23 protein-coding genes are annotated in these 24795 nt (G+C 64.5%); 12 read left to right on the top strand and 11 right to left on the bottom strand.

What is annotated here, in order from left to right; all coding sequences use genetic code 11:
• Positions 1-94 precede the first annotated feature (94 nt).
• Together IVB28_RS17570 and IVB28_RS17565 are read right to left on the bottom strand one after the other, a co-directional pair.
• Positions 95-772 carry a DnaA/Hda family protein gene (locus IVB28_RS17570; RefSeq protein ID WP_247527779.1) on the bottom strand — a complete coding sequence of 226 codons (678 nt, stop codon included), beginning with the start codon at positions 770-772 and terminating at the stop codon, positions 95-97.
• Between the two features lie 92 nt (positions 773-864).
• Positions 865-1407: a CDP-alcohol phosphatidyltransferase family protein gene (locus tag IVB28_RS17565; RefSeq protein WP_247527778.1), complete on the bottom strand. Its 543-nt coding sequence runs from the start codon at positions 1405-1407 to the stop codon at positions 865-867.
• A gap of 157 nt (positions 1408-1564) precedes the next feature.
• On the opposite strand from IVB28_RS17565, the gene purM reads away from it, so the two are divergent.
• Together purM and purN are read left to right on the top strand one after the other, a co-directional pair.
• Complete coding sequence (gene purM, locus IVB28_RS17560; protein ID WP_247527777.1) at positions 1565-2638, top strand: phosphoribosylformylglycinamidine cyclo-ligase; 1074 nt, start codon at positions 1565-1567, stop codon at positions 2636-2638.
• Entirely contained in the window at positions 2638-3306 is a 669-nt protein-coding gene (purN, locus tag IVB28_RS17555) for a phosphoribosylglycinamide formyltransferase (protein ID WP_247527776.1), read from the top strand. The genes purM and purN overlap by 1 nt, the downstream gene beginning before the upstream one ends.
• Positions 3307-3384: 78 nt before the next feature.
• Here the strand turns inward: purN and IVB28_RS17550 are convergent, their stop codons facing one another.
• Positions 3385-3591 (bottom strand): cold-shock protein, encoded by a 207-nt coding sequence (locus tag IVB28_RS17550; RefSeq protein WP_007591938.1) that lies wholly within the window; start codon positions 3589-3591, stop codon positions 3385-3387.
• Between the two features lie 378 nt (positions 3592-3969).
• Between IVB28_RS17550 and IVB28_RS17545 the strand changes: the two genes are divergently transcribed.
• On the top strand, positions 3970-5139 hold the full coding sequence (locus IVB28_RS17545; RefSeq protein WP_247527775.1) for an autotransporter outer membrane beta-barrel domain-containing protein: 1170 nt from the start codon (positions 3970-3972) through the stop codon (positions 5137-5139).
• An 8-nt stretch (positions 5140-5147) separates the two neighbouring features.
• Here IVB28_RS17545 and IVB28_RS17540 read toward each other — a convergent pair whose 3' ends face one another.
• Positions 5148-6188, bottom strand: a complete 1041-nt coding sequence (locus tag IVB28_RS17540) for a LysR family transcriptional regulator (protein WP_247527774.1) — start codon at positions 6186-6188, stop codon at positions 5148-5150.
• Between the two features lie 70 nt (positions 6189-6258).
• On the opposite strand from IVB28_RS17540, the gene IVB28_RS17535 reads away from it, so the two are divergent.
• From IVB28_RS17535 to IVB28_RS17515, 5 genes are all read left to right on the top strand, one after another.
• A complete protein-coding gene (locus tag IVB28_RS17535; RefSeq protein ID WP_247527772.1) occupies positions 6259-6876 on the top strand; it encodes a hypothetical protein in 618 nt (205 codons plus the stop codon).
• A complete protein-coding gene (locus IVB28_RS17530; protein ID WP_247527771.1) occupies positions 6863-7483 on the top strand; it encodes a GNAT family N-acetyltransferase in 621 nt (206 codons plus the stop codon). Before IVB28_RS17535 ends, IVB28_RS17530 begins: the two co-directional genes overlap by 14 nt.
• A 25-nt stretch (positions 7484-7508) precedes the next feature.
• Complete coding sequence (locus IVB28_RS17525) at positions 7509-8072, top strand: isochorismatase family protein (RefSeq protein ID WP_247527770.1); 564 nt, start codon at positions 7509-7511, stop codon at positions 8070-8072.
• Positions 8073-8102: 30 nt separating this feature from the next.
• On the top strand, positions 8103-8270 hold the full coding sequence (locus IVB28_RS17520) for a hypothetical protein (RefSeq protein WP_247527769.1): 168 nt from the start codon (positions 8103-8105) through the stop codon (positions 8268-8270).
• A gap of 165 nt (positions 8271-8435) precedes the next feature.
• Positions 8436-9818 carry an aspartate aminotransferase family protein gene (locus IVB28_RS17515; protein WP_247527768.1) on the top strand — a complete coding sequence of 461 codons (1383 nt, stop codon included), beginning with the start codon at positions 8436-8438 and terminating at the stop codon, positions 9816-9818.
• Positions 9819-9908: 90 nt separating this feature from the next.
• Here IVB28_RS17515 and rnd read toward each other — a convergent pair whose 3' ends face one another.
• Both rnd and IVB28_RS17505 read right to left on the bottom strand, forming a co-directional pair.
• Entirely contained in the window at positions 9909-11060 is a 1152-nt protein-coding gene (gene rnd / locus IVB28_RS17510; protein WP_247527767.1) for a ribonuclease D, read from the bottom strand.
• A gap of 352 nt (positions 11061-11412) precedes the next feature.
• Positions 11413-12312, bottom strand: a complete 900-nt coding sequence (locus IVB28_RS17505; RefSeq protein WP_247527766.1) for a LysR family transcriptional regulator — start codon at positions 12310-12312, stop codon at positions 11413-11415.
• 105 nt (positions 12313-12417) lie between these two features.
• Here IVB28_RS17505 and IVB28_RS17500 point away from each other — a divergent pair, with 105 nt between their 5' ends.
• Positions 12418-13407, top strand: a complete 990-nt coding sequence (locus IVB28_RS17500) for a zinc-dependent alcohol dehydrogenase family protein (RefSeq protein ID WP_247527764.1) — start codon at positions 12418-12420, stop codon at positions 13405-13407.
• Positions 13408-13511: 104 nt separating this feature from the next.
• Here the strand turns inward: IVB28_RS17500 and IVB28_RS17495 are convergent, their stop codons facing one another.
• Positions 13512-14984 (bottom strand): protein adenylyltransferase SelO, encoded by a 1473-nt coding sequence (locus IVB28_RS17495; RefSeq protein ID WP_247528582.1) that lies wholly within the window; start codon positions 14982-14984, stop codon positions 13512-13514.
• Between the two features lie 195 nt (positions 14985-15179).
• Here IVB28_RS17495 and aspS point away from each other — a divergent pair, with 195 nt between their 5' ends.
• Positions 15180-16952 carry an aspartate--tRNA ligase gene (aspS, locus tag IVB28_RS17490; protein WP_247527762.1) on the top strand — a complete coding sequence of 591 codons (1773 nt, stop codon included), beginning with the start codon at positions 15180-15182 and terminating at the stop codon, positions 16950-16952.
• 186 nt (positions 16953-17138) lie between these two features.
• Here aspS and IVB28_RS17485 read toward each other — a convergent pair whose 3' ends face one another.
• Entirely contained in the window at positions 17139-19106 is a 1968-nt protein-coding gene (locus IVB28_RS17485; protein WP_247527761.1) for a hypothetical protein, read from the bottom strand.
• Positions 19107-19351: 245 nt separating this feature from the next.
• Between IVB28_RS17485 and IVB28_RS17480 the strand changes: the two genes are divergently transcribed.
• Entirely contained in the window at positions 19352-21661 is a 2310-nt protein-coding gene (locus tag IVB28_RS17480) for an NADP-dependent malic enzyme (RefSeq protein ID WP_247527760.1), read from the top strand.
• Positions 21662-21965: 304 nt separating this feature from the next.
• On the top strand, positions 21966-22418 hold the full coding sequence (locus tag IVB28_RS17475) for a DoxX family membrane protein (RefSeq protein ID WP_247527759.1): 453 nt from the start codon (positions 21966-21968) through the stop codon (positions 22416-22418).
• 9 nt (positions 22419-22427) lie between these two features.
• Here the strand turns inward: IVB28_RS17475 and IVB28_RS17470 are convergent, their stop codons facing one another.
• From IVB28_RS17470 to IVB28_RS17460, 3 genes are all read right to left on the bottom strand, one after another.
• The gene (locus IVB28_RS17470) at positions 22428-22979 is read right to left on the bottom strand and encodes a dihydrofolate reductase (protein ID WP_247527758.1); all 552 of its coding nucleotides are present in this window, start codon (positions 22977-22979) and stop codon (positions 22428-22430) included.
• Positions 22980-22986: 7 nt separating this feature from the next.
• On the bottom strand, positions 22987-24009 hold the full coding sequence (locus IVB28_RS17465) for a polysaccharide deacetylase family protein (RefSeq protein WP_247527757.1): 1023 nt from the start codon (positions 24007-24009) through the stop codon (positions 22987-22989).
• A gap of 165 nt (positions 24010-24174) precedes the next feature.
• A complete protein-coding gene (locus IVB28_RS17460; RefSeq protein WP_247527756.1) occupies positions 24175-24744 on the bottom strand; it encodes a glutathione peroxidase in 570 nt (189 codons plus the stop codon).
• Positions 24745-24795 lie beyond the last annotated feature (51 nt).

Genomic DNA, 24795 nt, shown 5'->3' with positions numbered 1-24795 from the left:
AATCGGCCGGAGCATGTGTTAGAGCGATGACGTTTCGATGACATTGATGTTCCGCCGCTGCGCCGCGTCAAGCGCTCTGGGAGCCCGCGACCGATCAGGCGTCCCGCAAGAGCTCGGCGGCCAGCGCCCGGGTGACAGGGCGGCCGAGCCGCAGGGCTTCACTGTCGAGCAATTCCACGGCCCGGCGGGCGGCGGCCGAGGATCGCTCCAGACGAGTGGCGAGGTAGCCGACCACGCTCTCGTCCACGGCGAGCTGGCGGTCGGCGCAGAATTTGACGATTAGGCCGCGGAAGAGCTGCTCGTCGGGCGGCAGCAACGCGACCACGGGCACGGCGCGCAGACGCGAGCGCAGGTCGCGAAGCTCGATCTCCAGCGAGGCGGGCAGCTCGCGTCCGGTGAAGAGAACGTAGGCGCCGTCCTCGCGGGCGAGATTCATCAGGTGGAAGAGGGCGCGTTCGTCGAATTCCCCAGCCTTGAGATCCTCCACCACCAGCGCGCCGGTGGCGAGCGCGCCCGGAACGCCTGTGGCGGTCAGCGCGTCGGCTGCGGTCGAACGGGCGCCTGATACCTCGGCCCAGATTGCGGCAAGATGGCTTTTGCCGCTTCCTTCCGGGCCGGCGAGCCACATGATCCGGTTCGGCCATTCCGGCCAGCTGTCGATCAGGCCGAGACCCGCCGCGTTGGCGGGACCTTCAAGGAAGTTGTCCCGGCTGAGGCTCTCCGCATGCGGAAGCGAAAACGCCAATTGTCGGGGGTGGACGCGGCCTGCCACGCTTGCTTTGCTCCACGCCGGCGTGCCGGCTCGTTGGAAAGGATTCGACCTCATCGAGCGGAAGTTGGCCTTTTGCGGGGCCGCATTCCCACTCATTTCGCCTCGATCGTGCTCATGTGCCGCAGCCACCCGACCAGATAGAGCGACACCGAGGAGAGCGTGAAGACCGTGACGAGACCCATCAGGATGACATCATAAGGGGCCGGCTTGAAGCCGAAGGCAAGCGCCGCCAGCACCAAGGCGGCGAACGCCACTTGTGCAACGGTGTTGAGCTTGGACACCCTGGATGGCTTCATCTCGACTGGCCGGTCGAACAGCCAGGATACGATCACGGCAGCGACGATCATGATGTCGCGCGAGACCACCAGGATCACGATCCAGCGCGGAATTGCGCCCCAGATTCCCAGCGCCATGTAGATCGAGACCAGCAGCGCCTTGTCCGCGAGCGGATCGAGCAGCGCGCCGAGCTCACTCGTCATGTTGAAGCGCTTGGCCAGGAAGCCGTCCACGGCATCGCTGACACCGGCGATCAGGAAGACGGCGAACGCCACCTCCATTTGGCTCGACACGATGGCCCAGACGATGATCGGGACCAGCAGGATGCGGCCCAGCGTAATGATGTTCGGAATACTCACGAAAGCACTTCCCGGCACCCGGTCTGACCACAAATCCGGCCGCTCGGGAGGCTGAACCGGTTGATATCTCTACATAGTATATGGCGGTGCGCCATGCGAGCCATTGCGTGTCCCCGGAATTCGACGTAACCAGCCGCAAACCCACTGGAAATCGGGCATGACCGACCGCAAAAACGGCCTCACTTACGCCGATTCAGGCGTCGACATCGATGCGGGCAACCGCCTGGTCGACCTGATCAAGCCGATGGTACGCGCCACCGCACGGCCCGGCGCCGACGCCGAGATCGGCGGCTTCGGCGGCCTGTTCGACCTCAAGGCGGCCGGCTTCAAGGACCCCGTCCTTGTAGCCGCGACCGACGGCGTCGGCACCAAGGTCAAGATCGCGATCGAGACCGGACTGCACGGCGGGATCGGCATCGACCTCGTCGCCATGAGCGTCAACGACCTCGTAGTGCAGGGCGCCGAGCCGCTGTTCTTCCTGGACTATTTCGCCTGCGGCAAGCTCGACCCCGAAGCCACGGCTTCGATCGTTGCGGGCGTCGCGGAAGGCTGCCGCGAATCCGGCTGCGCCCTGATCGGCGGTGAGACCGCCGAGATGCCTGGGCTCTACAAGGACGGCGATTACGACCTCGGTGGCTTTGCCGTCGGTGCCGCGGAGCGGGGTACGCTGCTGCCGCGCAAAGATATCGCCGCGGGCGACGCCGTGATTGGCCTCGCCTCGTCGGGCGTGCATTCCAACGGCTTCTCGCTGGTGCGCAAGATCGTGGAACAATCCGGGCTCGGCTTCGAGGCGCAGGCGCCGTTCGCGCCGGTGATGACTCTCGGCGGCGCGCTGCTGACGCCGACGAAGCTCTATGTCAAATCCTGCCTGCGCGCCATCCGCGAGACTGGCGCGGTGAAGGGACTCGCCCACATCACCGGCGGCGGCTTCACTGACAATATTCCGCGCGTCCTGCCGAAGAGTCTTGGCGTCGGCATCGATCTGGCGCGCTTGCCGGTGCTGCCGGTGTTCAAATGGCTGGCCGCGCAGGCGGGGATTGCCGAGCTGGAAATGCTGCGCACCTTCAATTGCGGCATCGGCATGATCGCGATCGTCGAGCCCGACAACGTCGACAAAGTGATCGAGGTCTTCACCGAGGCAGGGGAGACGGTGGTGCAACTCGGCACCGTGATCCCCGCCGAGGGCGAGCATCGCGTCGTCTATAACGGCCACCTCGACATGGCACTGTAATGACTGGCGCTGTGATCAAGCGCCGCGTCGCCATCCTGATCTCCGGCCGCGGCTCCAACATGGCCGCGCTGATCAAGGCCGCAAGCGCGGTGGATTTCCCGGCCGAGATCTCGCTAGTCATCTCAAACAAGCCCGATGCGTTCGGTCTCGAACGCGCCAAGGCGGCGGGCGTGAAGACGCGGGTGATCGAGAGCAAGCCGTTCGGCAGGGATCGCGCCGGCTTCGAAAAGGTGCTGCAGGCGGCGCTCGACCAGCACGGTATCGAGCTGATTTGTCTGGGCGGCTTCATGCGCCTGTTCACGGCCGAGTTCACCAGGGCCTGGTATGGGCGGATGCTCAACATCCACCCCTCGCTGCTGCCGTCCTTCCCCGGTCTTGACCCGCACGGCCAGGCCTTACGCGCGGGCGTCAAACTGTCCGGCGCGACCGTGCACTTCGTGATCCCCGAGACCGATGCGGGCCCGATCGTGATGCAGGGCGCGGTTCCCGTCGGCGATCACGACACGGCGCAGACGCTGTCGGAGCGCATCCTCGAGGTCGAGCACCGCATCTATCCCGAGGCGCTGCGGCTGCTGGCAACCGGCAGCGTCCGGATCGAGGGCGATGTCTGCAAAACGGCGGGCAGCTCTGCGTCGGAGAATTTTCTGGTTGCGCCGGTAGTGAGCTGAACCGCCGTCTCACAAACAAAAACCCCCGGCAGAGCCGGGGGCAACGTCATGATCTCTCGTTTGTAACCGTGAGAGAAATCAGGAGACCTTGAGGTTCTCCGCGGATGCTTTGCCGCGGTTCTCCACGAGGTCGTATTCAACCACCTGGTTCTCGTTGAGGGTGGAGAGTCCGGCACGCTCGACGGCGGAGATGTGGACGAACACGTCCTTGTCGCTGCCGTTCGGCTTGATGAACCCATAGCCCTTGGTCGGGTTGAACCATTTGACGGTGCCCTTTTGCGGCATCGTAGTCTCCTCCGCTAGATATAAAAAAGACGCGGCCGCTTTTCGCGTGCCACGCCACAAACGGGCTTCCGGAAGTCTGTTCGAGTCTTGAGGCTCAATGTCGTGAAACGCACAGCAGCGCGGCCAATTCCGATTGTGTCCCAACATTGCAACATGAAAATCGCCCGTTAGCAAGCTGCGCGTAGTTTTCAAGATGGTGGGGGGTACCGTCGTCTGCTATTTGCGACCTGTGGCCGTGGAACCACAATTGGACGCAATAGGCGCGGTGACACCGAGCCAACCCGTTGACCCTCCGTGGCAGTTCGGCACAAATCGCCGCATGCGCGAGCCGCTCATGTTGCATTTTTGCGGCCGCCCATCGCTTCGGGATTCGTCGTCATGTGCTGCCTCTCGCAGCTGTCCAGGACACGGCAGACGATCGGGCTGGACCGCGTTCGAGGGATCGCGGCGTCGGCCGCGATGACGCTTGCGATGACGCTTGCGCTGGCGCTCGCTGTGACGATTTCGGCAGCGACGCCTGGTTTCGCACAGATTCCGACACCGGCTGCGTCTCCGACGCCCACGCCGTCACCGACCCCGGTGTCGACGTCGATCAACGACGATCGTTCCGCCGGCAACAGCGCGCTCGATCTCGGCTCGAACTTCCTGGAGCGGCTCGGTAACCAGGCATCGAATGGATTCAACCGGACGTTCCGCACCAATCCTGGCGGCGGCGGGGCGTCGGCGAGCACGGAAGATCCGCGCTACCGCACCTGGTTCGAGGGCTACGGCATCTCGGTCCGCACCGATGCGCAAGGCGATTTCGTCGGCGACAGGCGCAAGACGGTTGGCGGCGTCGCCGGCTTCGGCGTGCGCGTGGCCCCTGGCGTCAATCTCGGCTTCTCCGTCGACCAGAGCCACACCGACATCGACATGCCGCTGGCGCTGCAGTCGGCAACGCTCGACCTGACGCAAATCGGCTTCAACGGCTCGATCGACAAGGGCCCGTGGACCTGGGCGTTCGCGGTGGTGCATGGTTTCGGCAAGGTCCGTTCCAGCCGCGACACCGGCCTTGGCCTTGCGAATGCGGGCTATCGCGCCGCGATCGACGGCGCGCTGACCGAGATCAGCTACTACTGGACCAAGGACCAGATGCGCATCGTCCCCAAGGGCGCGCTGGAATATGTGCGTGCCACCAGCGCGGCGTTCCAGGAGGCCGGCGGCGTCGATCCGCTCAACGTCGGCTCGACCGCGCTCTCACGCGCCCGCGTCATGATCGGAGCCGAGATCGGCCGCTACTTCGTCATCGACCAGAAAATCCTGGACCTGTCCGCTTATGGCAAGTTCGTCGACAATTTCCACCAGGAGCTCGGATCGATCCAGGTCAGCCTGGGCGCCCAGAACATCGTGGTCCCCGGCATCGGCGAGAGCCGTTACGGCATGGATGCCGGGGCCTCGGCTTCGCTCAGCCTGACCAGCGTGGCGCGGCTCTACGTCAACTACGACGGCAAGTTCCGCAACGAGCTGACGTCGCACCAGGGCACGCTCGGCGTCGAATACCGATGGTGAGCTGAACCTTACGCCGGCGTCGCTGCGACGAAGCCCGTCAATCCAAACCCCTCGCGCGCCGCCGTCATCATCGGCACCAATGCATTCGGGTGGATGAACTCGTCGCGGAAGCAGGGATAGGTCTTGGGATCGAAGATCTTCTTCAGCCAGTCGACCACGATCTTGTGGCGCTCGGAGGTGCGGAATTCCTTGTGATAGGTGAGCCAGAGATCGGCATGATGGCTGACGCCGAGATCGACGGCAACGAGCGGCGCGCCGAGCGCGATCGAGACCGTCGGCAGGAAGCCGATGCCTGCACCGCGCTCGACGGCATAGAGCACGCCGACCGATGAATTGGTCTTGATCCCGACGATGCCCTCGAGCGACTTCAGTCCGAGCACACGGGCGTAGGCGCCGTCGTCGACCTGCGGCGCGCTCTGCTTGATGATGCGGTGGTTCGTCAGCTCCGCCAGGGTCGCCGGCACACCATAGAGGTTTTCGTACTCCTTGGAGACGAAGGGATAGATGTGCAGGCGGCCCAGCTTGGCGACGATCAGGTCGGGATTGGTCGGCGGCTCCAGCTGGATCGCGATGTCCGATTCAAGCCGCGCGACGTCGGCCTGCTCCATCGCACAGCGCAAATCGACGGTGATCCTGCGGTAGGTCTTCTGGAAGTCGATCAGTCGCGGCAGGATCCAGAAATTGCCAGGGCCTTCCGTCACCGCGACGCGCACCGTGCCCGAAGTGTCGTTCGACGATCGCGAGGCGCGGCGAAAGACGTTGAAGGCGTGACGCTCCATATGCGCGACGTCGGCGATCATCGCGGTGCCTTCATCGCTGAGCGTGAGGCCGCTCTGGTCGCGCAGGAACAGCTTGCAGCCGATGCTCTCTTCGAGCCGGTCGATCCGGCGCATCAACGTGGTGGAAATCAGCCCGAGCTCTTCGGCGGCATTGCGAAAACTTTTATACTTTGCGCACGCTAAAAACAGTTTCAAATCGTCCCAGGACGTATCCAGGGCTTCTTCACGGTGCTGCATCGTCGCAGCACCCCGGTGCAATAACTGTTGCATACTCCTGATCCCCAGCCGCTAAGCTCATGGCATAGCGGGGCACGAAAGCCTCGAAAGATAGAGGCGCGATATGGGTATGGAAAGGGGCTCGTTTGCCGCAAGGCATGATTTCGATGCCTTGCCGCTGAGCCCGGATGTCGACGTCCGCTGCGCGCACTTTTCCGAAATTGCCGCGCTTTCGCAGATGGCGCACCGGCTGGTGCCGGGTGTGCGGATCGGAACAGCCGAGCTTGCGCGATATTTCACGTTCGATCCCCAGAGTATCCTGACGTTCAACCGGAACCGCCTTCTCGTCGGTGGCATGGCCTTCCTGTTTCTCAATGACCGCGGGCACGACGCGCTGCTGCTCGACGATCTCTGCCTCACTGCGCCCGAGACGCACTATCTCGCTTCCGCGAAGGAAGACGTCGCCGCCATCTACATCTGGGCGATCGCGGCCACGGGGCGCGGCATCGCCGGGCTCGGCAAGGCTGCGGCGCATCTGCGGCAAGTAAGATTTCGCAATGCGGATTGCTATGCGCAGCCATCAACGGTGGCCGGACGAGACATCATGAAGGCGACCGGCTTTGCGCCGGTCCCGAGCTTCCAGCCCGATCTGTGGTGCTATGAGCGGCCCTGGCATCGGCAGCCGATGCGCATGCCGGGCGCGATCATCCAAGCAAGGAGTTTTGCAGATGCACGGTACTAGGATTCCTGTCGCCAAGCCCTGTTCCCGCGCCATCAACATCCGCCTCGCCCGCGACCCCAACGATCTCATGTTGGTCACAGCCATCCGCTCCGCGGTCTATCTCGCCGAGCAGGATTGTCCGTTCGAGGAGGAGTTCGACGGTAACGATATGGTCGCGGCGCACTTCATCGGATTCGTCGGCAACCAGCCCGCGGGCTGCCTGCGAGTGCGCTTCTTCGGCGATTTCGCCAAGGTGGAGCGGCTCGCGGTGCGTCACCAATTCCGGCGCTCGCGCGTCTCCTTCAAGCTGGTGCAGGCCAGCGTCGACTACGTGAAGCGCAAGGGCTTTCGCAAGATCTACGGCCAGGCGCAGGACAGGCTGGTCGATTTCTGGGCCCATTTCGGCGCCAAGCCGCTCGGCCACAATCGCAAGATCACCTTCTCGGATTTTTCCTACACGGAAATGCTGCTGGAGATCGAGCCGGGCCCGGACGCGATCACGCTGGACAGCGATCCGTATGTGATCATCCGTCCCGAGGGCGATTGGGACCGGCCGGGCGTGCTCGACGCCTCGGCAGGGCGGGCGGTGTCTTCACCGCTGCGGGACCTCGCGCTCGCCGGCCGCTGAAATTAGTTTAGCTCTGCGCAACACGATGCTGGCTTCCATCCACGATGATCCGCCGATTCTGGTCTGCGCGGATCTCCAGGTCGAATACCTGACCCCGGGGCGCCGCCACGTCATCCTCGACGGGGATGACGCCACGGCGCGTTGCCTGGAACTGCTGACGCTGTGGCGCGGCAATCTGTGGCCAGTGATGCATCTGAAGCGCATCGCGCAGGCCGCCTGGTTCAATCCGGCATCCAGGCTGACCGATTGGATCGACGGGACCAAGCCGCGGCCGGGAGAGATGACGTTCGAGCACCCGCTGCCGTCCGCCTACAGCTCGGCGCGGTTTGTGGACTACATGTCCAATATCCGCGCCATGCGCTGCATTCTGATCGGTTTTTCCCTGGACGAGACCATTCTGGCCACCGCCCTGGACGGGTTTCACCGCAGCCATCGCTATCATCTGGTGACTGACGCCGTGGCTTGCCGGCAGCCAGGTACGGGCGATGCCGCCGCCTACAAGCATGCGGTAGTGAATGTCATCGGGAACTTTGCTACAATCCAATCCAGCGCCGAACTGATCAGAACCAGCGGCGCCGTTGCGGTGTAGGCGGCCGCGACCGGCGGATGGGGTGAGAGATTGTCACGGGGAGACGAGCTCACGGACTTGGCGAGCGATCTGTCGCATGCCGCCGAGACGGCGCGCAGGCTGGGTCTGCCGACGACGGTCTATCTGCTCTCGATGGCGCTGGTGGAGGTGAGGGAAGCCGCTGCCGGTGCCGATGATGGGCACGACGACGGGGCGTGAGAGCTTGCGCAATCCCGACATGCGGCTTTGTGCAACGCTGCTCGGCGCTTGCTGCCGACGAATTGGCGTTGCAAGCTTGGCGCTGTCGCAATAGCCAAGGTGCTTGATCATCGAGTGATGACGCCGGCTATGCCCGCGACGTGACGCTTTCAAGGATCTTCGCAAATGTCCATGCTGCCCAATTCGCAAGAGGCCCGGGATGTGGCCTATCAGCTCCATCCCTACACCAACGCGCGTACGCATCAGCAGGCCGGTCCGCTGGTGATCGAACGCGGTGATGGTCCTTACGTCTTCGATGCGTCGGGCAAGCGCTATTTCGAGGCGATGGCCGGCCTGTGGAGCGTTGGGCTCGGCTTCAACGAGAAGCGACTGGTCGAGGCCGCGCACAAGCAGATGCAGGCGCTGCCGTTCTATCACACGTTTTCCGCCAAATCGCACGGGCCCTCGATCGACCTCGCCGAGAAGCTGGTCGCGCTCGCGCCCGTGCCGATGAGCAAGGTGTTCTTCACCAATTCCGGCTCGGAAGCCAACGACACCGTGTTGAAGCTGATTGCCTATCGCTCCAACACGCTCGGCCAGCCCCAGCGCAAGAAAGTGATAAGCCGCATGCGCGCCTATCACGGCGTCACCATTGCCTCCGCCAGCCTCACGGGCCTGCCGAACAACCACCGTTCGTTCGACCTGCCGCTGCCGAACATCCTGCACACGGGCTCGCCGCATTTCTACAAGGACGGCGCCGCCGGCGAAAGCGAGGAGGCGTTTGCGACGCGCCGGGCGGAGGAGCTCGACGCGCTGATCCAGAAGGAAGGCCCTGACACCATCGCGGCGTTCTTCGGCGAGCCGGTGATGGGCGCGGGCGGCGTCATCGTGCCGCCGGCGACCTATTGGGACAAAATCCAGAAGGTCTTGAACAAGTACGACATCCTGCTGGTCGCCGACGAAGTGATCTGCGGCTTCGGCCGCACCGGCAAAATGTTCGGCTGCGAGACCTACGGCATCAAGCCCGATGCGATCGTGGTCTCCAAGCAGATCACCTCGAGCTATTTCCCGCTGTCGGCGATCCTGCTGAACGAGCGCATGTTCGAGCCGATCGCGGACGAGAGCAACAAGATCGGCGTGCTCGGCCACGGCTTCACCGCTGGCGGCCATCCGGTCGGGTCGGCGATTGCGCTGGAAAACCTCAAGATCATCGAAGAGCGCGGCCTGGTCGCGCATGCGGCCGAACTCGGCGGCTACATGCAGGGCCGCTTGCGCGAACTCACCAGCCATCCGCTGGTCGGCGAGGTCCGCGGCGTCGGCATGATCGCGGCGATCGAGCTCGTGCTCGACAAGGGCCGCAAGAGCGCGGCCGCGACACCGGGCGCGGTCGGCGGCATCGCCAGCCGCATGCTCCAGGAGCGCGGCGTGATCTCGCGCAACATGCTGGACGCCATCGCCATCTGCCCGCCGCTGATCGTCACCAAGGCCCAGATCGACGATCTGGTCGCCGCGATCACGGGCGTGCTGGACGACATGAAGGGCGAGGTCGCGAAGCTTACGCCGGCGTAAGGCCGGCGTTCATCGCGAACGGAGCGGCCCACCACACTCTCGGTGTCGTCCCAGCCTTCGCCGGGACGACACTCTGGGAGGAAGCGGGAACTATTCCGCCCGCTGAACCCCGATCACGCGGCCTTTCTCGATCGCCAGCGCCAGCTCGCCCCGCTTCAGCTTCAGCGCGGCATCGCCGAACAGCTCGCGGCGCCAGCCGCGCAGGGCGGGAACGTCTGCCTCGTCGTCGGCTGCGATCTCTTCGAGGTCGTCGACGGTCGCGATCACCTTGCTGGCGACGGCGTGGCGCTCGGCCGTCATGCGCAGCAGCACCTTCAGCAGCTCGACGATGGCGGCGCCATTGTTGTTGTTGCGCGGCTTCTCCAACTTCGGCAGCGTCGCAAAATCCCGAGCCAGCCCGCGCTCGACTGCGGCCACGATGTCCGCACCCCATTTGGACTTCTCGAACCCCTTCGGCACCGAGCGAAGATGGGCGAGTTTCTCCAACGTGGTAGGCGCGTGGGTCGCGATGTCGGTGACCGCCTCGTCGCGCAGCACGCGGCCACGCGGCACGTCACGGCTCTGGGCTTCCTGCTCGCGCCAGGCGGCGACCTCCATCAGCACCGCGAGATCCTTCGGCTTGCGCACCCGCGTCTTCAGCCGCTCCCAGGCGCGCTCGGGGTGGAAGTCGTAGGTCTTGGGGGAGGTCAGGACCTCCATCTCGATGGATACCCATTCGCTGCGGCGGCGCTTCTTGAGGTCGGCGTCGAGCGCGGCGAACACGTCGCGCAGGTGCGTGACGTCGGACACCGCGTAGTGCATCTGCTCCTTGGTCAGCGGCCGGCGCGACCAGTCGGTGAAGCGGTGGGTCTTGTCCGGGCGGTGGCCGGCGACTTTCTCGACCAGCGCGTCGTAGGCGATGCTGTCGCCGTAACCGAGCACCATCGCGGCAACCTGGGTGTCGAACACCGGATGCGGAATGATGCCCGCCTGGTGCCAGATGATCTCGATGTCCTGGCGGGCGGCGTGAAAGACCTTCAGTACGCTCTCGTTGGCCATCAGCTCGAAGAACGGCTCGAGGTCGATCCCCTCGGCCAGGGTGTCGACGACGATGGCTTCCTCGGCGCTGGCCATCTGCACCACGCACAACAGCGGGTAGTAGGTGGTCTCGCGCAGGAACTCGGTATCGACGGTAATGACGGGGTGCTTGGCCAGCCGGCTGCAGGCAGCCGCAAGGTCAGCGGTGGTGGTAATCAAATCCATGAACGGCCCATGACACTTGACATCAGCCGTTCTGCCGAAAGCGCTGTGATGTCAAGGGGCTCGAAGCGAATTCGAGCCTTGCATTTGCGCCGGAATCGCTTTTTCCGACGAAAGTCCTATTCGTAGCGGATCCTGTGCGAGGATTTGCGCGCGCAAGGCAGCGCCACCACGACTACGCACATGGCAACCAATGCCAATCCCAGGAACTCGAAAACCAACAGATCCACGGCGAAATCTCCAGAAACATTGATAGATTTGTCGGGGGTGCGTTGAGGGTCTGTTAATTCCAATGGTTACCGGCGAAGCGGTGGGCCGGATGGTGGACAGGGGGTTAACGCGGATCGAGGCGGCATCACGTCATGAGCTTCGGCAGGCCGGCGGCGAGGCTGTCCACAGCGGCGCGGACCTTTGGCAGCATCCGGGGCGAGCGTGGCCATAGCGCGTGGCAGTCGTACAGGAATTCGGGCTGGCCGCCGAAGAGACCGACCAGGGTGCCGGTGTTGAGGCGTTCGCGGACCAGCCAATAGGGCAGCCAAGCGAGCCCCATGCCCTGCGTAGCGGCATCGGCGATGGCCTCGAGATCATCGAGCCTCAGCCTGCCGGCCGGCACGATCTCGCGTGGAGGCTGGCTGCCCAGCGGAAACAGCCACGGCCGAACGCGGCCGGAGCGACGATAGATGATCGCCTCGTGCGCGGCGAGATCGTCGAGCATCTTCGGCTTGCCGTTGGCGCGCAGATACGAACGGGCGCCGCACACCACCATGCGCTGGCTTGCGATGCGCCGCGCGATCAGGCCGGTTTGATCGTCGAGATCGCCAGTGCGGATCGCAAGGTCGTAGCCGGCCTCGATGATGTCGGTGATCGGGTCGCCGAACGCGAGGTCGAGCTCGAGATGCGGATATTTCCGCGCGAGCTTCATCAGCAAGGGGGCGATGCAGTGTCGTCCCAGCAGGGCAGGCATGGTCACGCGCAGCCTGCCGCTCGGTTCTGAGAGCTCGTTGGCGACGACAGCGTCGGCGGCTTCGGCCTCGACGAGAACGGCACGACAGCGCTCGTAATAGACTTGCCCTGCGTCAGTCAGGCTTTGGCGCCGCGTGGTACGGTTGAGGAGGCGAACGCCGACGCGCTCTTCGAGCGAGCGCACATGCTTGCCGACCATCGGCCCGGACATCTCGAGGGCGTCGGCCGCTGCCGCGAACGAGCCGAGATCGACGGCCCTGACGAACACGGCCATGCTAGTCAGGCGGTCCATGATTAAAAACTCGGGGTTTCGACTGTTCTTTCTGTGAGGTCATTTATCCGGTTCCGTCAGCGCGGCATAGCTCCATTCAGTTCAATTTGTTTCGGAGTGGATCCAATGGCCCGCGTCGTTCGCTTTCATCAGCATGGCGGCCCCGAAGTGCTGCAGATCGAGACCGTCGACGTCGCCCCGCCGGCACGGGCCGAGGTGCAGATCAGCGTCAAGGCGCTGGGCCTCAACCGTGCGGAGGTCCTGCTGCGGAGGGGGGCCTATATCGAGACCGCGACGCTACCGTCCGGTCTTGGGCTGGAAGCCGCGGGCATCGTCCTGGCTGTTGGCGAGGATGTGGCCGGCCTTGCGCCGGGCGATGCCGTCAGCATCGTGCCGCCGCTGTCGATGGTGCGGTGGCCGGCCTATGCCGAGCTTGCGACGTTTCCTGCCGAGATCGTGGTCAAGCATCCGTCAGAGCTTGGGTTCGAGACGGCGGCCGCGGTGTGGATGCAATATCTGACGGCCTACGGCGCGCTGGTCGACATCGCTGCCCTTGGACGAGGAGACGTCGTCGCGATCACGGCGGCATCGAGCAGCGTTGGACTAGCGGCCGTTCAGATCGCCAACCGGATCGGCGCAATCCCGCTCGCCTTGACACGGACCTCGGCCAAGCGGCGCGCCTTGCGCGATGCCGGCGCCGCCCACGTCATCGCCTCGGACGAAGAGGACATCGGAGCGCGGCTGGCGGAGATCGCCGGCTCAAACGGCGTCCGTGTGGTGTTTGACGCGGTCGGCGGGCCGGCTTTCGAGCCGCTGACCGCGGCGATGTCCACGGGCGGCATCCTGATCGAGTATGGCGGGCTAAGCCCCGCGCCGACGCCGTTTCCGCTCTTCAACGTGCTGACCAAGAGCCTGATCATGCGCGGCTACCTCGTCCACGAGATTATCCGCGATCCGGCGCGGTTGGCCCGGGCCAAGTCATTCATCCTCGAGGGGTTGGCGGACGGCGCGTTGAAGCCGATCATCGCCAGGACATTCCGGTTCGAGGAGATCGTCGCGGCGCATCGCTTCCTGGAGTCGAACACCCAGTTCGGCAAGATCGTCGTAACGATCTGAGCTAGCGTCCTCTTGGCCTTCGCGGCGAGACGTCTCACCGCATGTTCCAATTCACACACCGAGCACCACGCCCGGAGGCGGGCCTCGGGCATCTCTTCGTCGCCTCACGTCCCGCAGAACGTCTGCAACACACGCTGGTCAGGCAGCGGCGGATCGGCGTAGGCGGTGTACTCCGGCTGGTCCTCGAACGGCTTCGCCAGCACCTGCACCAGTTCCTCGAACGGCGCGTAATCGTCGTTGTTCACCGCAGCCTGGATCACGGCCTCGACGCGATGGTTGCGCGGGATGAACATCGGGTTGACCGCGTGCATGGCGGCTTGCCGCTCCGCGGCGCTCTGCGGCTCCAGCGCGATGCGCGCGCGCCAGCGGCCGGCCCATTCGTCGAACGCCGCGGGCTCCACGAACTGCGCCCGAACGTCGGTGGCGTCAGCACTGGCGGCCTCACCGAGCTTGCGGAAGGTGAGGGTGAAGTCGGCCTGGTTCTTGGCCATGGCATCCAGCAGGTCCTGGATCAGCGCCTCGTCGCCGTCGCGCACCGAGAAAAGGCCAATCTTCTTGCGCAGGCCCGCTTGATAGGTCGCGCTGAAGATCTCGGAGAAGGCGCCGAGAATGTCCTGGGCTTCGGCGACCGCCTTCTCCTGCTCGCTTCCGAACAGCGGCAGCAGGCATTCGGCGAGCCTCGTCAAATTCCACAGCGCGATGCGCGGCTGGTTGGCATAGGCATAGCGGCCCATCTCGTCGATCGACGAAAACACCTGCGCGGGATTGTAGGCGTCCATGAAGGCGCAGGGGCCGTAGTCGATGGTCTCGCCGGAGACGGAGCTGTTGTCGGTGTTCATCACGCCATGGATGAAGCCGACCAAAAGCCAGCGCGCGACGAGCTCGGCCTGGCGCGCGACGACGCCGGCGAGCAGTGCGTGATAGGGCCGCTCCACCTCGCGCAGCTCAGGGTAATGACGGGCGATGACATGATCGGCGAGCCGGCGGATCGCTTCGGTGTCGCGGCGGGCGGCGAAGAACTGGAAGGTGCCGACGCGGATGTGGCTGGAGGCGACGCGGGTCAGCACCGCGCCGGGCAGCGCGCTCTCGCGGATGACGTGCTCGCCGGTGACGACGGCGGCGAGCGAGCGCGTGGTCGGGATGCCCAGCGCATACATGGCTTCGCTGACGATGTACTCGCGCAGGACCGGACCGAGCGCGGCGCGGCCGTCGCCGCGGCGGGAGAAGGGGGTGGGGCCGCTTCCCTTGAGTTGGATGTCACGGCGGATTCCGTCCCTGTCGATGACTTCGCCGAGCAGGATGGCGCGGCCATCGCCGAGCTGAGGCACGAAATGCCCGAACTGGTGACCGGCATATGCCATGGCGATGGGGTCGGCGCCCTCGGGAACCGTCTTGCCGGCCAGGATCGCCGCGCCTTCGGGGGTCTCCAGTAAGTCAGGATCGAGCCCGAGCTGGGCCGCCAGTGGCCGGTTCAGCTTGATCAGCCGTGGCGCCGCGACCGGGGTCGGCGCGACGCGGGCAAAGAAGCTGTCCGGCAGCGCCGAATAGGAGTTTTGGAAGGGGAAATGAACCGTCATGACCTGAAGATAGGGTTGGATCGCCTGATGGCAAAGGCTCGACCTCTGATAAGCCAAAAATGGCCCTCCGGGTCCAAAACAGGCCGTTCCCTTGGTTGCCGCCCCCGGTCTCGTCGGGTAAACCCTGCCGCAATCGCGGACCGGCCATGACAGGCGGTTCGATTCGCTTCCTCAGACATTGATTTTGGGACGACCATGCATCGCTACCGGTCACATACATGCGGCGCGCTCCGCGAGAGCAACATCGGCGAGACGGTCCGCCTGTCAGGCTGGGTCCATCGCGTTCGCGACCATGGCGGCGTGCTGTTCATCGACCTGCGCGACCATTACGGCCTGACCCAGTGCGTGGTCGACCCGGACTCGCCGGCATTCTCGCTGGCCGAGAAGCTGCGCTCGGAATTCGTGGTGCGGATGGACGGCAAGGCCCGCCGCCGCCCCGAAGGCACCGACAACGACGATCTGCCGACCGGCAAGATCGAGATCTATGTCACCGAGATTGAAGTGCTGGGCCCGGCCGGCGACCTGCCGCTGCCGGTGTTCGGCGATCAGGAATACCCTGAAGATATCAGGCTCAAATACCGCTTCCTGGATCTGCGGCGCGAAAAACTGCACCAGAACATCATGACGCGCGTCGAGATCATCAAGTCGATGCGTCGACGCATGGAGGGGCAGGGGTTCTTCGAGTTCAACACCCCGATCCTGACGGCGTCCTCGCCGGAAGGCGCGCGCGACTTCCTGGTGCCCTCGCGCATCCATCCCGGCAAGTTCTACGCGCTGCCGCAGGCGCCGCAGCAATACAAGCAGCTGCTGATGATGTCGGGCTTCGACCGCTACTTCCAGATCGCGCCCTGCTTCCGCGACGAGGACCCGCGCGCCGACCGTCTGCCCGGCGAGTTCTACCAGCTCGACGTCGAGATGAGCTTTGTGACTCAGGAAGACGTTTTTGCGGCAATGGAGCCGGTCATCACCGGTGTGTTCGAGGAGTTTGCCAAAGGCAAGCCCGTGACCAAGGGCTGGCGGAGGATTCCGTTCGCGGAAGCCTTGCGCAAATACGGCAGCGACAAGCCGGACCTGCGCAATCCCATCGAGATGCAGGACGTCTCGGAGCATTTCCGCGGCTCCGGCTTCAAGGTGTTCGCGCGCATGCTCGAGGATCCCAAGAACCAGGTCTGGGCCATTCCCGCACCGGGCGGCGGCAGCCGCGCCTTCTGCGATCGCATGAATTCGTGGGCGCAAGGCGAGGGCCAGCCCGGTCTGGGCTACATCATGTGGCGCGAGGGCGGCGAGGGCGCCGGTCCGCTCGCGAACAACATCGGGCCGGAGCGCACCGCTGCGATCCGTGCGCAGATCGGTGTGAAGGAGGGCGACGCCGCCTTCTTCGTCGCCGGCGATCCCGACAAATTCTGGAAGTTCTCAGGCTTGGCCCGCAACAAGGTCGGAGAGGAGTTGAAGCTTACCGACAAGGAGCGGTTCGAGCTCGCCTGGATCGTCGACTTCCCGATGTACGAGTACAACGAGGAGGACAAGAAGGTCGACTTCTCGCACAATCCGTTCTCGATGCCGCAGGGCGGCCTCGACGCGCTGAAGGGCCAGGATCCGCTGACCATCAAGGCGTTCCAGTACGACATTACCTGCAACGGCTACGAGATCGCCTCGGGCGGCATTCGCAATCACGTGCCGGAAGCGATGGTGAAGGCGTTCGAGATCGCAGGTTATGGCGAGCAGGAAGTGGTCGACCGCTTCGGCGGCATGTACCGCGCCTTCCAGTACGGCGCGCCGCCGCATGGCGGCATGGCCGCAGGTGTGGATCGCATCGTGATGCTCTTGTGCGGCACCAACAATCTGCGCGAGATCTCGTTGTTCCCAATGAACCAGCAGGCCATGGACCTCTTGATGGGCGCCCCGTCGGAAGCCACCACCAAGCAGCTCCGCGAGCTGCATGTGCGGGTCAACCTGCCGCAGAAGTGAGGCGCGTTGCCTCTCCGCGGTCGTCCCGCCGAACCTCGGCGAAGGCCGATGCGGGGAGAGGCTGTCCCCACACCGTCATTGCGAGCGCAGCGAAGCAATCCAGAATCTTCCGCGGAGGCAGCCTGGATTGCTTCGTCGCAAGAGCTCCTCGCAATGACGAGGAGCAGAGAGCCGCCTGTCTCTCTCCTACAATCCTGTCGTCGCCTCGATCCTGAACTGCGCCAGCGCGCTTTCCGGGTCGCTTTGCGAGAGCTGCATGAATTGCATCAGCGGCACCTTGGCGCGGGGCGTGAGCTTGATGGTCAGTGTCTGCCCTGAGGTCGCGACGAAGCCGGCGAGCGCATTGACCGCAGCCCGGACATCGAGGTTGGACGCAGCGAGCTTCTCGCCCTGCGCGCGGATCATCTCGACGATGGCACTGCGGGCGGCATCGCGGCTGACATTCTGCATGCGGGAGAACTGCGCCACGACGAGATCGACTGCGCCGCTGTCGCGCAAGGACAGCTCGATCGCGCCAGTCTCGATCTTCCCGGCATCGCTCATGGCCTGCACCGGATCGGTCGTGAACACACCGCGCGGAACGTTGGCGAGTGCGAAGCGGGCCTGCGCCCGGGCGAGGTTGCCGAGATCGAGTGTGGCGGGTGCGAGCGCGAAGGCGCCCGATGACTCCGTCCAGGCGGCGCCGAGATCGAGGTTGATCGCGAGCTTGTCGACGCCCGCCATGATCAGCGGTCGCTGTGCCGGATTGGAGGGATCGGTGGGCGTGACCATCTTCACGACCAGATTAACCTTGCTCGGGATCGATCCGACCAGCTGACCCCAGTTCAGGCTGAGCGTGTCGATGGTGACGAACTGCCGCGTCGTCTTGTAGGGAGCCACCACGCCCTTGATCTCGGCGCCTTCGAGCACCCGGAACAGGCCCAGCATCTGATCGGGCGAGGGCGGTTGCCCGGGCGTTCTAAGGCTTGCCGCCCAGCGCATCAGATTCGCTGCGCTGAAGGATTTCAGCGCGAAGCGCTCCATCTTGAGCTGCCCCTGCGGCAGCGGCATGTCGAGGCCTTCCAGCGCGATGGTGTCTCGATCGTATTTGACGGCGCTGAGCCGCCCCGTTCCTTGCGGCGTGTCGACTTTTTGCTTGCCGATTTCGACCTTGCCGATCTGGAAGCCCTCGAAGAAGTCGGCCACCTTCTCCATCATGTCGCGCGACTGCGCCGGCGTCGGGATCGAGCCGTCAGCGGGCACCAGCGCGATGATCTCGGCCGGGCGGAATTTGGAGGGCCGGATCGCGATGTCGTCGAGGCTGATGCCGTCGATCTGCACGCGCACGCCCGGTGCGGTCGTAACCACATACGAATTGACCGAGATGTGTCGATAGACCTTGTGGAAGCTGTCGTCGCTCGATTCTTTCTGATCGAGCGACGCCCGTACGGCGGTTGCGTCAAAATCGTAGGCGGCCAGACCGGACAGCTCGCCGGTCATCTTCGCGGGCTTGCCCGGCTGAGCGAGGTCGATCGCATACGTGATGCGGTCCGTCTTTGCCGTTTCGATCTTGCCGCGGTCGACGTTCTGGATCGACAGACCCGAATAGACATAATCGCCGCCGCCGGCATTGCCGGTGCCCGCATCGACGTTGACCGTGACGGTCGGCACGGCGATCGAGGCCGCCGAGACGGTCGCGTATTGCGCGAGCATGAAGCGGTACATGTCGATGATCGAGCCGGACAGCGGCGCGGCGGCCGCACGGGTGGGACCGGAAAAATCCTGCGCGCTGATCCGCGGGATCTTGTAGTTCGCTTTCAGCTTTGCTCGATCGGTAGCCGTAAAGGCGACCTCGACTCCGGACACCTCAATGCCGTTGGCCGTGAAACGGGTCTCAACCGGCTGGCGTACGCCGACGGCCGTGACCTTTGCGACCTTGACGCTGGCGAGCTGAGGCGGGGCGGACTCGACATTGATGTCTTCGATCGTCAGCGTCCGGGTCGCGAGCTCAAACGTGATCTTACCATGGCTGGCCTGGCCACCGCCTGCGCGGATCTGCTCGAACGTGGCCTCAACCTCGCTCGTCGCCCGATGCTGGACATAGACATTGAAGCCGAACCATCCGCCCGCGCCGAGCACGAGGAGTGCGATCAGGCCGATCAGGATTCGCTTCATTCATGGCTCCAGTTGCTCGTTTTGCACCGCGCAACCTGCCATATTCGTGAAACGCCGCGCGGTCCAGAGAAAGCTATGGTTTTCAAACATTTGACCGCGCGTCCTGTTGATGGGCGCGCAATCGGATGTTGCCACCGGGGCGCCCGCCGTGCTTCATCCCGCTTCCATGACCCGGAAAATGATCGGCTTGGACAGCCGCTCCGGATCGTGCATTTTGAGGCCGGTAACGCGAGGCGAGACACCGCATGTCGTCCTATTCTGATGATCTCCACCAGGCGGCGCTCGCCTATCACCGTCTGCCGCGCCCCGGCAAGCTCGAGATCCAGGCAAGCAAACCGCTTGCCAACCAGCGCGACCTCGCGCTGGCCTATTCTCCGGGTGTTGCCGCCGCCTGCACCGAGATCGCCAAGAACCCGGCGGAAGCCGCCACGCTGACCACCCGCGCCAATCTGGTCGCCGTGGTCTCCAACGGTACCGCCGTGCTCGGCCTCGGCAATATCGGCCCGCTGGCGTCCAAGCCGGTGATGGAGGGCAAGGCTGTTCTGTTCAAGAAATTCGCCGGCATCGATGTGTTCGACATCGAGATCGCCGCCGACACCATCGAGCGCGTGGTCGAGACCGTGGCCGCGCTCGAGCCGACCTTCGGCGGCATCAATCTGGAAGACATCCGCGGACCGGAATGCTTCGAGATCGAGACGCAGCTGAAGGAGCGCATGAAGATCCCGGTCTTCCATGACGACCAGCACGGCACCGCCATCATCGTCGCCGCCGCCATCACCAATGGCCTCAGGCTGAACGGCAAGAAGCTGTCGGACGTCAAGATCGTGGCGTCGGGGGCAGGGGCCGCCGCGATCGCGACGCTGAATCTCCTGGTGTCGATGGGCGCGCAGCGCAAGAACATCTGGGTCTGCGACATCGACGGCCTCGTGCATGAGGGCCGCAACACCACCATGGACCGCTGGAAGGCGGTCTACGCGCAGAAGACCGACAAGCGCACACTCGGCGACGTCATCGGCGGCGCCGACATCTTCATCGGGCTCTCCGCGCCGGGCGTGCTCAAGCCGGAGATGGCCAAGGCCATGGGCGACAAGCCCTTGATCATGGCGCTCGCGAACCCGACCCCGGAGATCATGCCGGAGGAGGCGCGCAAGGTGCGCCCTGATGCCATGATCTGTACCGGCCGCTCCGACTATCCGAACCAGGTCAACAACGTCCTGTGCTTTCCCTTTATCTTCCGCGGCGCGCTCGACGTCGGCGCCAGCGCCATCAACGAGGAGATGAAGCACGCAGCCGTCGAGGCCATCGCGCAGCTCGCGCGCGAGGCGCCGTCGGATGCCGTCGCACAAGGCTTCGACACCGGCGAGATGCAAGGCTTCGGCCCGGGTTCGCTGATCCCGAGCCCGTTTGATCCCAGGTTGATTCTGCGCATCGCGCCGGCGGTGGCGAAGGCGGCGATGGAGTCCGGCGTCGCGACGCGGCCCATCACCAATTTCGACGAATACACCGCGTTGCTCGAGCGCTTCGCCTTCCGCTCCGGCCTGGTCATGAAGCCGATGTTCGCCAAGGCCAAGACCCAGCCGGTCCGCGTGATCTACGCCGAAGGCGAGGACGAGCGGGTGCTGCGCGCCACGCAAGTGGTGCTGGAGGAAAAGCTGGCGCGCCCCATTCTCGTCGGCCGTCCCTCCGTGGTCGAGGCGCGCATCAAGCGTTTCGGCCTGTCGATCAAGGCAGGCAAGGATTTCGATCTCGTCAATCCCGAGGACGATCCGCGCTACCGCTCCTACGTGCAGTCCTATGTCGAGGTCGCCGGCCGCTGCGGCGTGACGCCCGATGCGGCGCGCACGGTGGTTCGCACCAACAACACTGTCATCGCGGCGCTCGCGGTGGTGCGCGGAGAGGCGGATGCCATGCTCTGCGGCGTCGAGGGCCGCTACATGAGCCATCTGCGCCATGTGCGCGAGATCGTCGGCTTCTGTCCCGGCATCAGCGACTACGCCGCCCTGGCGCTGCTGATCACCAGCAAGGGCGCCTTCTTCATCGCCGACACGCAGGTTCGGCCCAATCCGAGCGCTGAGGAGCTCGCCGAGATCGCATCGCTCGCCGCGGTCCACGTCCAGCGCTTCAACATCAAGCCGAGGATCGCCTTCGTCTCGCATTCGGATTTCGGCAGCTACGACACCGACTCCTCGCGCAAGATGCGGCGGGCGACGCAACTGTTGAAGGACAAGCATCCGGAGATCGAGGCCGATGGCGAGATGCAGGGCGACACCGCGCTCTCCGCTGCTGCGCGAAAAATGGTACTGCCGCACTCCCAGCTGGAGGGCGAGGCCAACATCCTGATCATGCCGACCCTCGACACCGCCAACGTCGCCTATCAGATGATCAAGTCCCTGGCCGACGCGCTTCCCGTCGGCCCGATCCTCATCGGCCCGGCGCGCCCGGCGCATATTCTGACCCCGTCCGTGACGGCGCGCGGCATTCTGAACATGACGGCCGTCGCCGTGGTGGAAGCGCAGGAGCGGGCGGCGCGGCAGCAGCCGACGTTGTTTACCTAAGGGCGCGCTTTTGCCGCGTAGACGGTTTGAATCCTTCTCCCCTTGCGGAAGAAGGTGGCGCGAAGCGCCGGATGAGGGGGTGTTTCCGCGAGTCGATATTTCGCGAGTTCCGGTGCCGATAAATATCCCCTCATCCGTCTCGCCACCTCGCGGCGAGCCACCTTCTCCCGCAAGGGGAGAAGGTAAGAGACCGGCAATTTTTGAATTCCTTTCAGTTCTCCATTTCCCCGTTTGTAAACCAACGCACGACTCTCCATAATCCTGCCGAGCATTCCCGCGCTCTGAGCTTGCCAAGAGGCCGATCATGCCAGCGTTCGTGACTTTCGGGCGGATCCTGTTCGCCGTGCTGTTCATCTACACGGGCGCGACCAAGCTCTTTGCCATCCAGGCGACTTCCGACTTCATCGCCAGCAAGGTCGTGGTGCCCGAGGTGATCGCGCCATACGCCAAGCAGCTCGAGACGGCGACCGCCATGACCACGCCGCAACTGCTGGCAATCGCAGTCGGTGGGCTCGAGATCATCGCCGGATTGATGATCGCGCTGAATTTCGGCGCGCGGTTCTTCGCGATGCTGATGATCATCTACGTCGCGGTCGCGACCGTGTTGTTCTACGACTTCTGGAATATGGCAGCGCCGGACAATGCGAAGATGGTGGTCGACGCGCTCAAGAACCTGTCGGTCATCGGCGCATTGTTCATGATCATGGGATACGGCCGCACCACGCGCCCGGCCGAGGCGGCGTACGGGGACGTGTAACGCCTACGCCTACGCCCTGCGCCACGGCGTGACGGTGACGTCATGCGCCGCGTCGAGCAGATACGGCGCGCCCGGCTTCATCCCATGGGACGCCAGCACCTCGTGCGGCATCCGCTGGGGCACGCCGACGAAACAGCCTTCGCCGCCGGGCAGGCGCACATGCGGGGCTTCCGAGAGCCAGAACGTATCGTAGCGACCCATGAACATGTCGAACACGGCGGGCCCGCCGATGATGGCGACCATGCCGGAGGCGACATCGGCAAAGGCGCAGGCCTCCTCAAAGCTCGCGTGTTCCGGATTCCACAGCGTCGCGTTCGGCGTCTCGGGATCGACGGTGAGCGCGTTGATCTTGCGCGTCAGGATCAGCCGCTTGCGCTTCGGCGAGTTCGGCTGCTGCTCATGCGAGTTGCGGCCGTGCACGATCAGCGCGGCGCGATCGAGCGCCTGCTCGAAGAATAGCTTGTCGCCCTCGAACTTCAGGCTATCGGGCATGACGTGCCCCGCGTCGGCGAGCATGCCGTCCGCTGAGACGATGACGTAGCCTTCGATGCGGAAAGACAATGGCCGTCTATTCGGAAACAGTCGTCACCACGGAATTGACCGGGCGCTGGCTCACCGTCGGCAGCTTGGCGTCCTTGAGCAGCTCCTGGTCATATTCGGGCAGTGACGATGCCGGGAATTTGGCGCGCATTGCCACCACCTTGTAGCCGCCGGCCTTCAGGCGCTTGAGCAGCTCGGGCAGAGCCTCCGCGGTGTGCTTCTGGAAGTCGTGCATCAGGATGATGCCCTTGCCCTTGGTGTCGAGCCTCTTCATCACGGTCTCGATGATCTTCTCGGGCTTGGAGGCCTTGAAGTCGAAGGAGTCGATGTCGCAGGAGAAGATCGCCATATTGCGGTTACCGAGATAGGTGACCATCTCCGGCGGATGCTGGAGCGCCGGGAAGCGGAAGAATGGCGAGGGCGAGATGCCGCCAAGCGCCCACTTCACCGCGGACAGGCCCTTCTCGATCTCTTCCTTGCGCTGTGCTTCGTTAAGCTTCTTGTTGTTGAGGTTGGCATGCGACCAGGTGTGGGTGCCCACGGTGTGGCCGGCCGCATAGACCTGCTTCAGGATCTCCGGCTCGTAGGTCGCGTGCTTGCCGATTGAGAAGAAGATGCCGGTGGTGCATTCGTCGGCGAGCGCCTTCAGCACCGCGGGCGTGTTCTTGGGCCAGGGGCCGTCGTCGAAGGTCAGCACCACCTCCTTGTCGCGCAGGAAGTCGAGCTCCTTGAAATGCTCAAAGCCGAAGCCGGGACCGCCCGTGGTGTCGATCTCGACGGTGCGGGCGACACCGAGCGCGCCCGGCGTGTTGCAGGCGGCGCGGGCAGGCTGCGGCGCTTGCTTGGGCGGGGGTGGATTGACGAAACCCGCTGGCGCGGCTGCCGGTTGAGCTGCAACTGGAGCGGCGGGGGGCGTTGCCGCAGCCGGCGCTGTCGCCGGTGCGGCTTGCGTCGCAGCTGCGGGTTTTGCGGCCGGAGTCTGCGACCATGCTGCGCCGGCCATGGCCAGAGACATCGCGCCTGCCAAAATCAGTCCTGCCGCCACGCGCATGGTGTTGTCCTCGAGATTGATCTTATTGTTCCGCCGCGGCTTTTCGCCTCCGGCAAAACCGTCCTGCCCCTAACGATCCTAGCCTAGATGGTGGGCCATCGCCATTGCAACGGCTGTTTGGCATGCCGCCACGATTGTGCCCAACGGGATTAGGCGCGCTTCGCGTCAACTGTCGGCCAGCGCCCTGGCAACTGCCGTTTTGATCCGCGTATCGGCGGGCTCGACCGCGGACGGAAAGACGTCGGCGATATAGCCGTCGCGGCCGATCAGGTATTTGTGGAAGTTCCAGCGCGGAACTTCCCTCGGTCGCGACTCGGCGGCCCATTTGTAGAATGGATGCGCCTTCGCGCCTGCTACAACGGCCTTTGCCGCGACCGGGAAGCTAACACCATATTGGTGGTGCGCGGTCTGCGCGATCTCGCTGGTGCCGCCGGGCTCCTGACTGCCGAAATCATTCGAGGGCAGACCGATGACTGTGAGCCCGCGGGCGCGAAACTCGGTCCAGATCTCCTGGAGGCCGGCATATTGCGGCGTGTAGCCACAGAGCGAGGCCGTGTTGACCACCAGCAGCGGCTTGCCGGTGAAAGCGGCAAGCCGGATGTCGTCGCCCGACAAAGCGGGGAAGGAGAAGGCATAGGCCGAGATACGGCTCATGCCGCCATCGGCGAAAGCACGCGTGACCGGCATCAGCGTGCCGGCCAGCGCCATGGTGAGCACGGTCCTGCGGTATATCATGCCGGCGTCCCCCGAAATGAACCGGGCGCATGTTACTCCGCCGGTGCGATC

Origin of the sequence: Bradyrhizobium sp. 199 (genome assembly GCF_023073355.1) — a bacterium.
Classification (GTDB): domain Bacteria; phylum Pseudomonadota; class Alphaproteobacteria; order Rhizobiales; family Xanthobacteraceae; genus Bradyrhizobium.
The sequence above is the reverse complement of the archived record's forward strand: the minus strand, read 5'-3'. Positions and strand labels throughout refer to the sequence as shown.

Excerpts from the sequence above, each read along its gene's own strand:
- IVB28_RS17535 (WP_247527772.1), top strand. The coding sequence starts at position 6,259 with ATGGGTATGGAAAGGGGCTCGTTTGCCGCAAGGCATGATTTCGATGCC.
- IVB28_RS17495 (WP_247528582.1), bottom strand. The coding sequence starts at position 14,984 with ATGACGGTTCATTTCCCCTTCCAAAACTCCTATTCGGCGCTGCCGGAC.
- IVB28_RS17550 (WP_007591938.1), bottom strand. The coding sequence starts at position 3,591 with ATGCCGCAAAAGGGCACCGTCAAATGGTTCAACCCGACCAAGGGCTAT.
- IVB28_RS17480 (WP_247527760.1), top strand. The coding sequence starts at position 19,352 with ATGTCGTCCTATTCTGATGATCTCCACCAGGCGGCGCTCGCCTATCAC.
- IVB28_RS17505 (WP_247527766.1), bottom strand. The coding sequence starts at position 12,312 with ATGGACCGCCTGACTAGCATGGCCGTGTTCGTCAGGGCCGTCGATCTC.
- rnd (WP_247527767.1), bottom strand. The coding sequence starts at position 11,060 with ATGGATTTGATTACCACCACCGCTGACCTTGCGGCTGCCTGCAGCCGG.
- IVB28_RS17525 (WP_247527770.1), top strand. The coding sequence starts at position 7,509 with ATGCTGGCTTCCATCCACGATGATCCGCCGATTCTGGTCTGCGCGGAT.
- IVB28_RS17460 (WP_247527756.1), bottom strand. The coding sequence starts at position 24,744 with ATGATATACCGCAGGACCGTGCTCACCATGGCGCTGGCCGGCACGCTG.
- IVB28_RS17465 (WP_247527757.1), bottom strand. The coding sequence starts at position 24,009 with ATGCGCGTGGCGGCAGGACTGATTTTGGCAGGCGCGATGTCTCTGGCC.
- IVB28_RS17500 (WP_247527764.1), top strand. The coding sequence starts at position 12,418 with ATGGCCCGCGTCGTTCGCTTTCATCAGCATGGCGGCCCCGAAGTGCTG.
- IVB28_RS17545 (WP_247527775.1), top strand. The coding sequence starts at position 3,970 with ATGTGCTGCCTCTCGCAGCTGTCCAGGACACGGCAGACGATCGGGCTG.
- purM (WP_247527777.1), top strand. The coding sequence starts at position 1,565 with ATGACCGACCGCAAAAACGGCCTCACTTACGCCGATTCAGGCGTCGAC.
- IVB28_RS17515 (WP_247527768.1), top strand. The coding sequence starts at position 8,436 with ATGTCCATGCTGCCCAATTCGCAAGAGGCCCGGGATGTGGCCTATCAG.
- IVB28_RS17475 (WP_247527759.1), top strand. The coding sequence starts at position 21,966 with ATGCCAGCGTTCGTGACTTTCGGGCGGATCCTGTTCGCCGTGCTGTTC.
- IVB28_RS17540 (WP_247527774.1), bottom strand. The coding sequence starts at position 6,188 with ATGCAACAGTTATTGCACCGGGGTGCTGCGACGATGCAGCACCGTGAA.
- aspS (WP_247527762.1), top strand. The coding sequence starts at position 15,180 with ATGCATCGCTACCGGTCACATACATGCGGCGCGCTCCGCGAGAGCAAC.
- IVB28_RS17485 (WP_247527761.1), bottom strand. The coding sequence starts at position 19,106 with ATGAAGCGAATCCTGATCGGCCTGATCGCACTCCTCGTGCTCGGCGCG.
- purN (WP_247527776.1), top strand. The coding sequence starts at position 2,638 with ATGACTGGCGCTGTGATCAAGCGCCGCGTCGCCATCCTGATCTCCGGC.
- IVB28_RS17530 (WP_247527771.1), top strand. The coding sequence starts at position 6,863 with ATGCACGGTACTAGGATTCCTGTCGCCAAGCCCTGTTCCCGCGCCATC.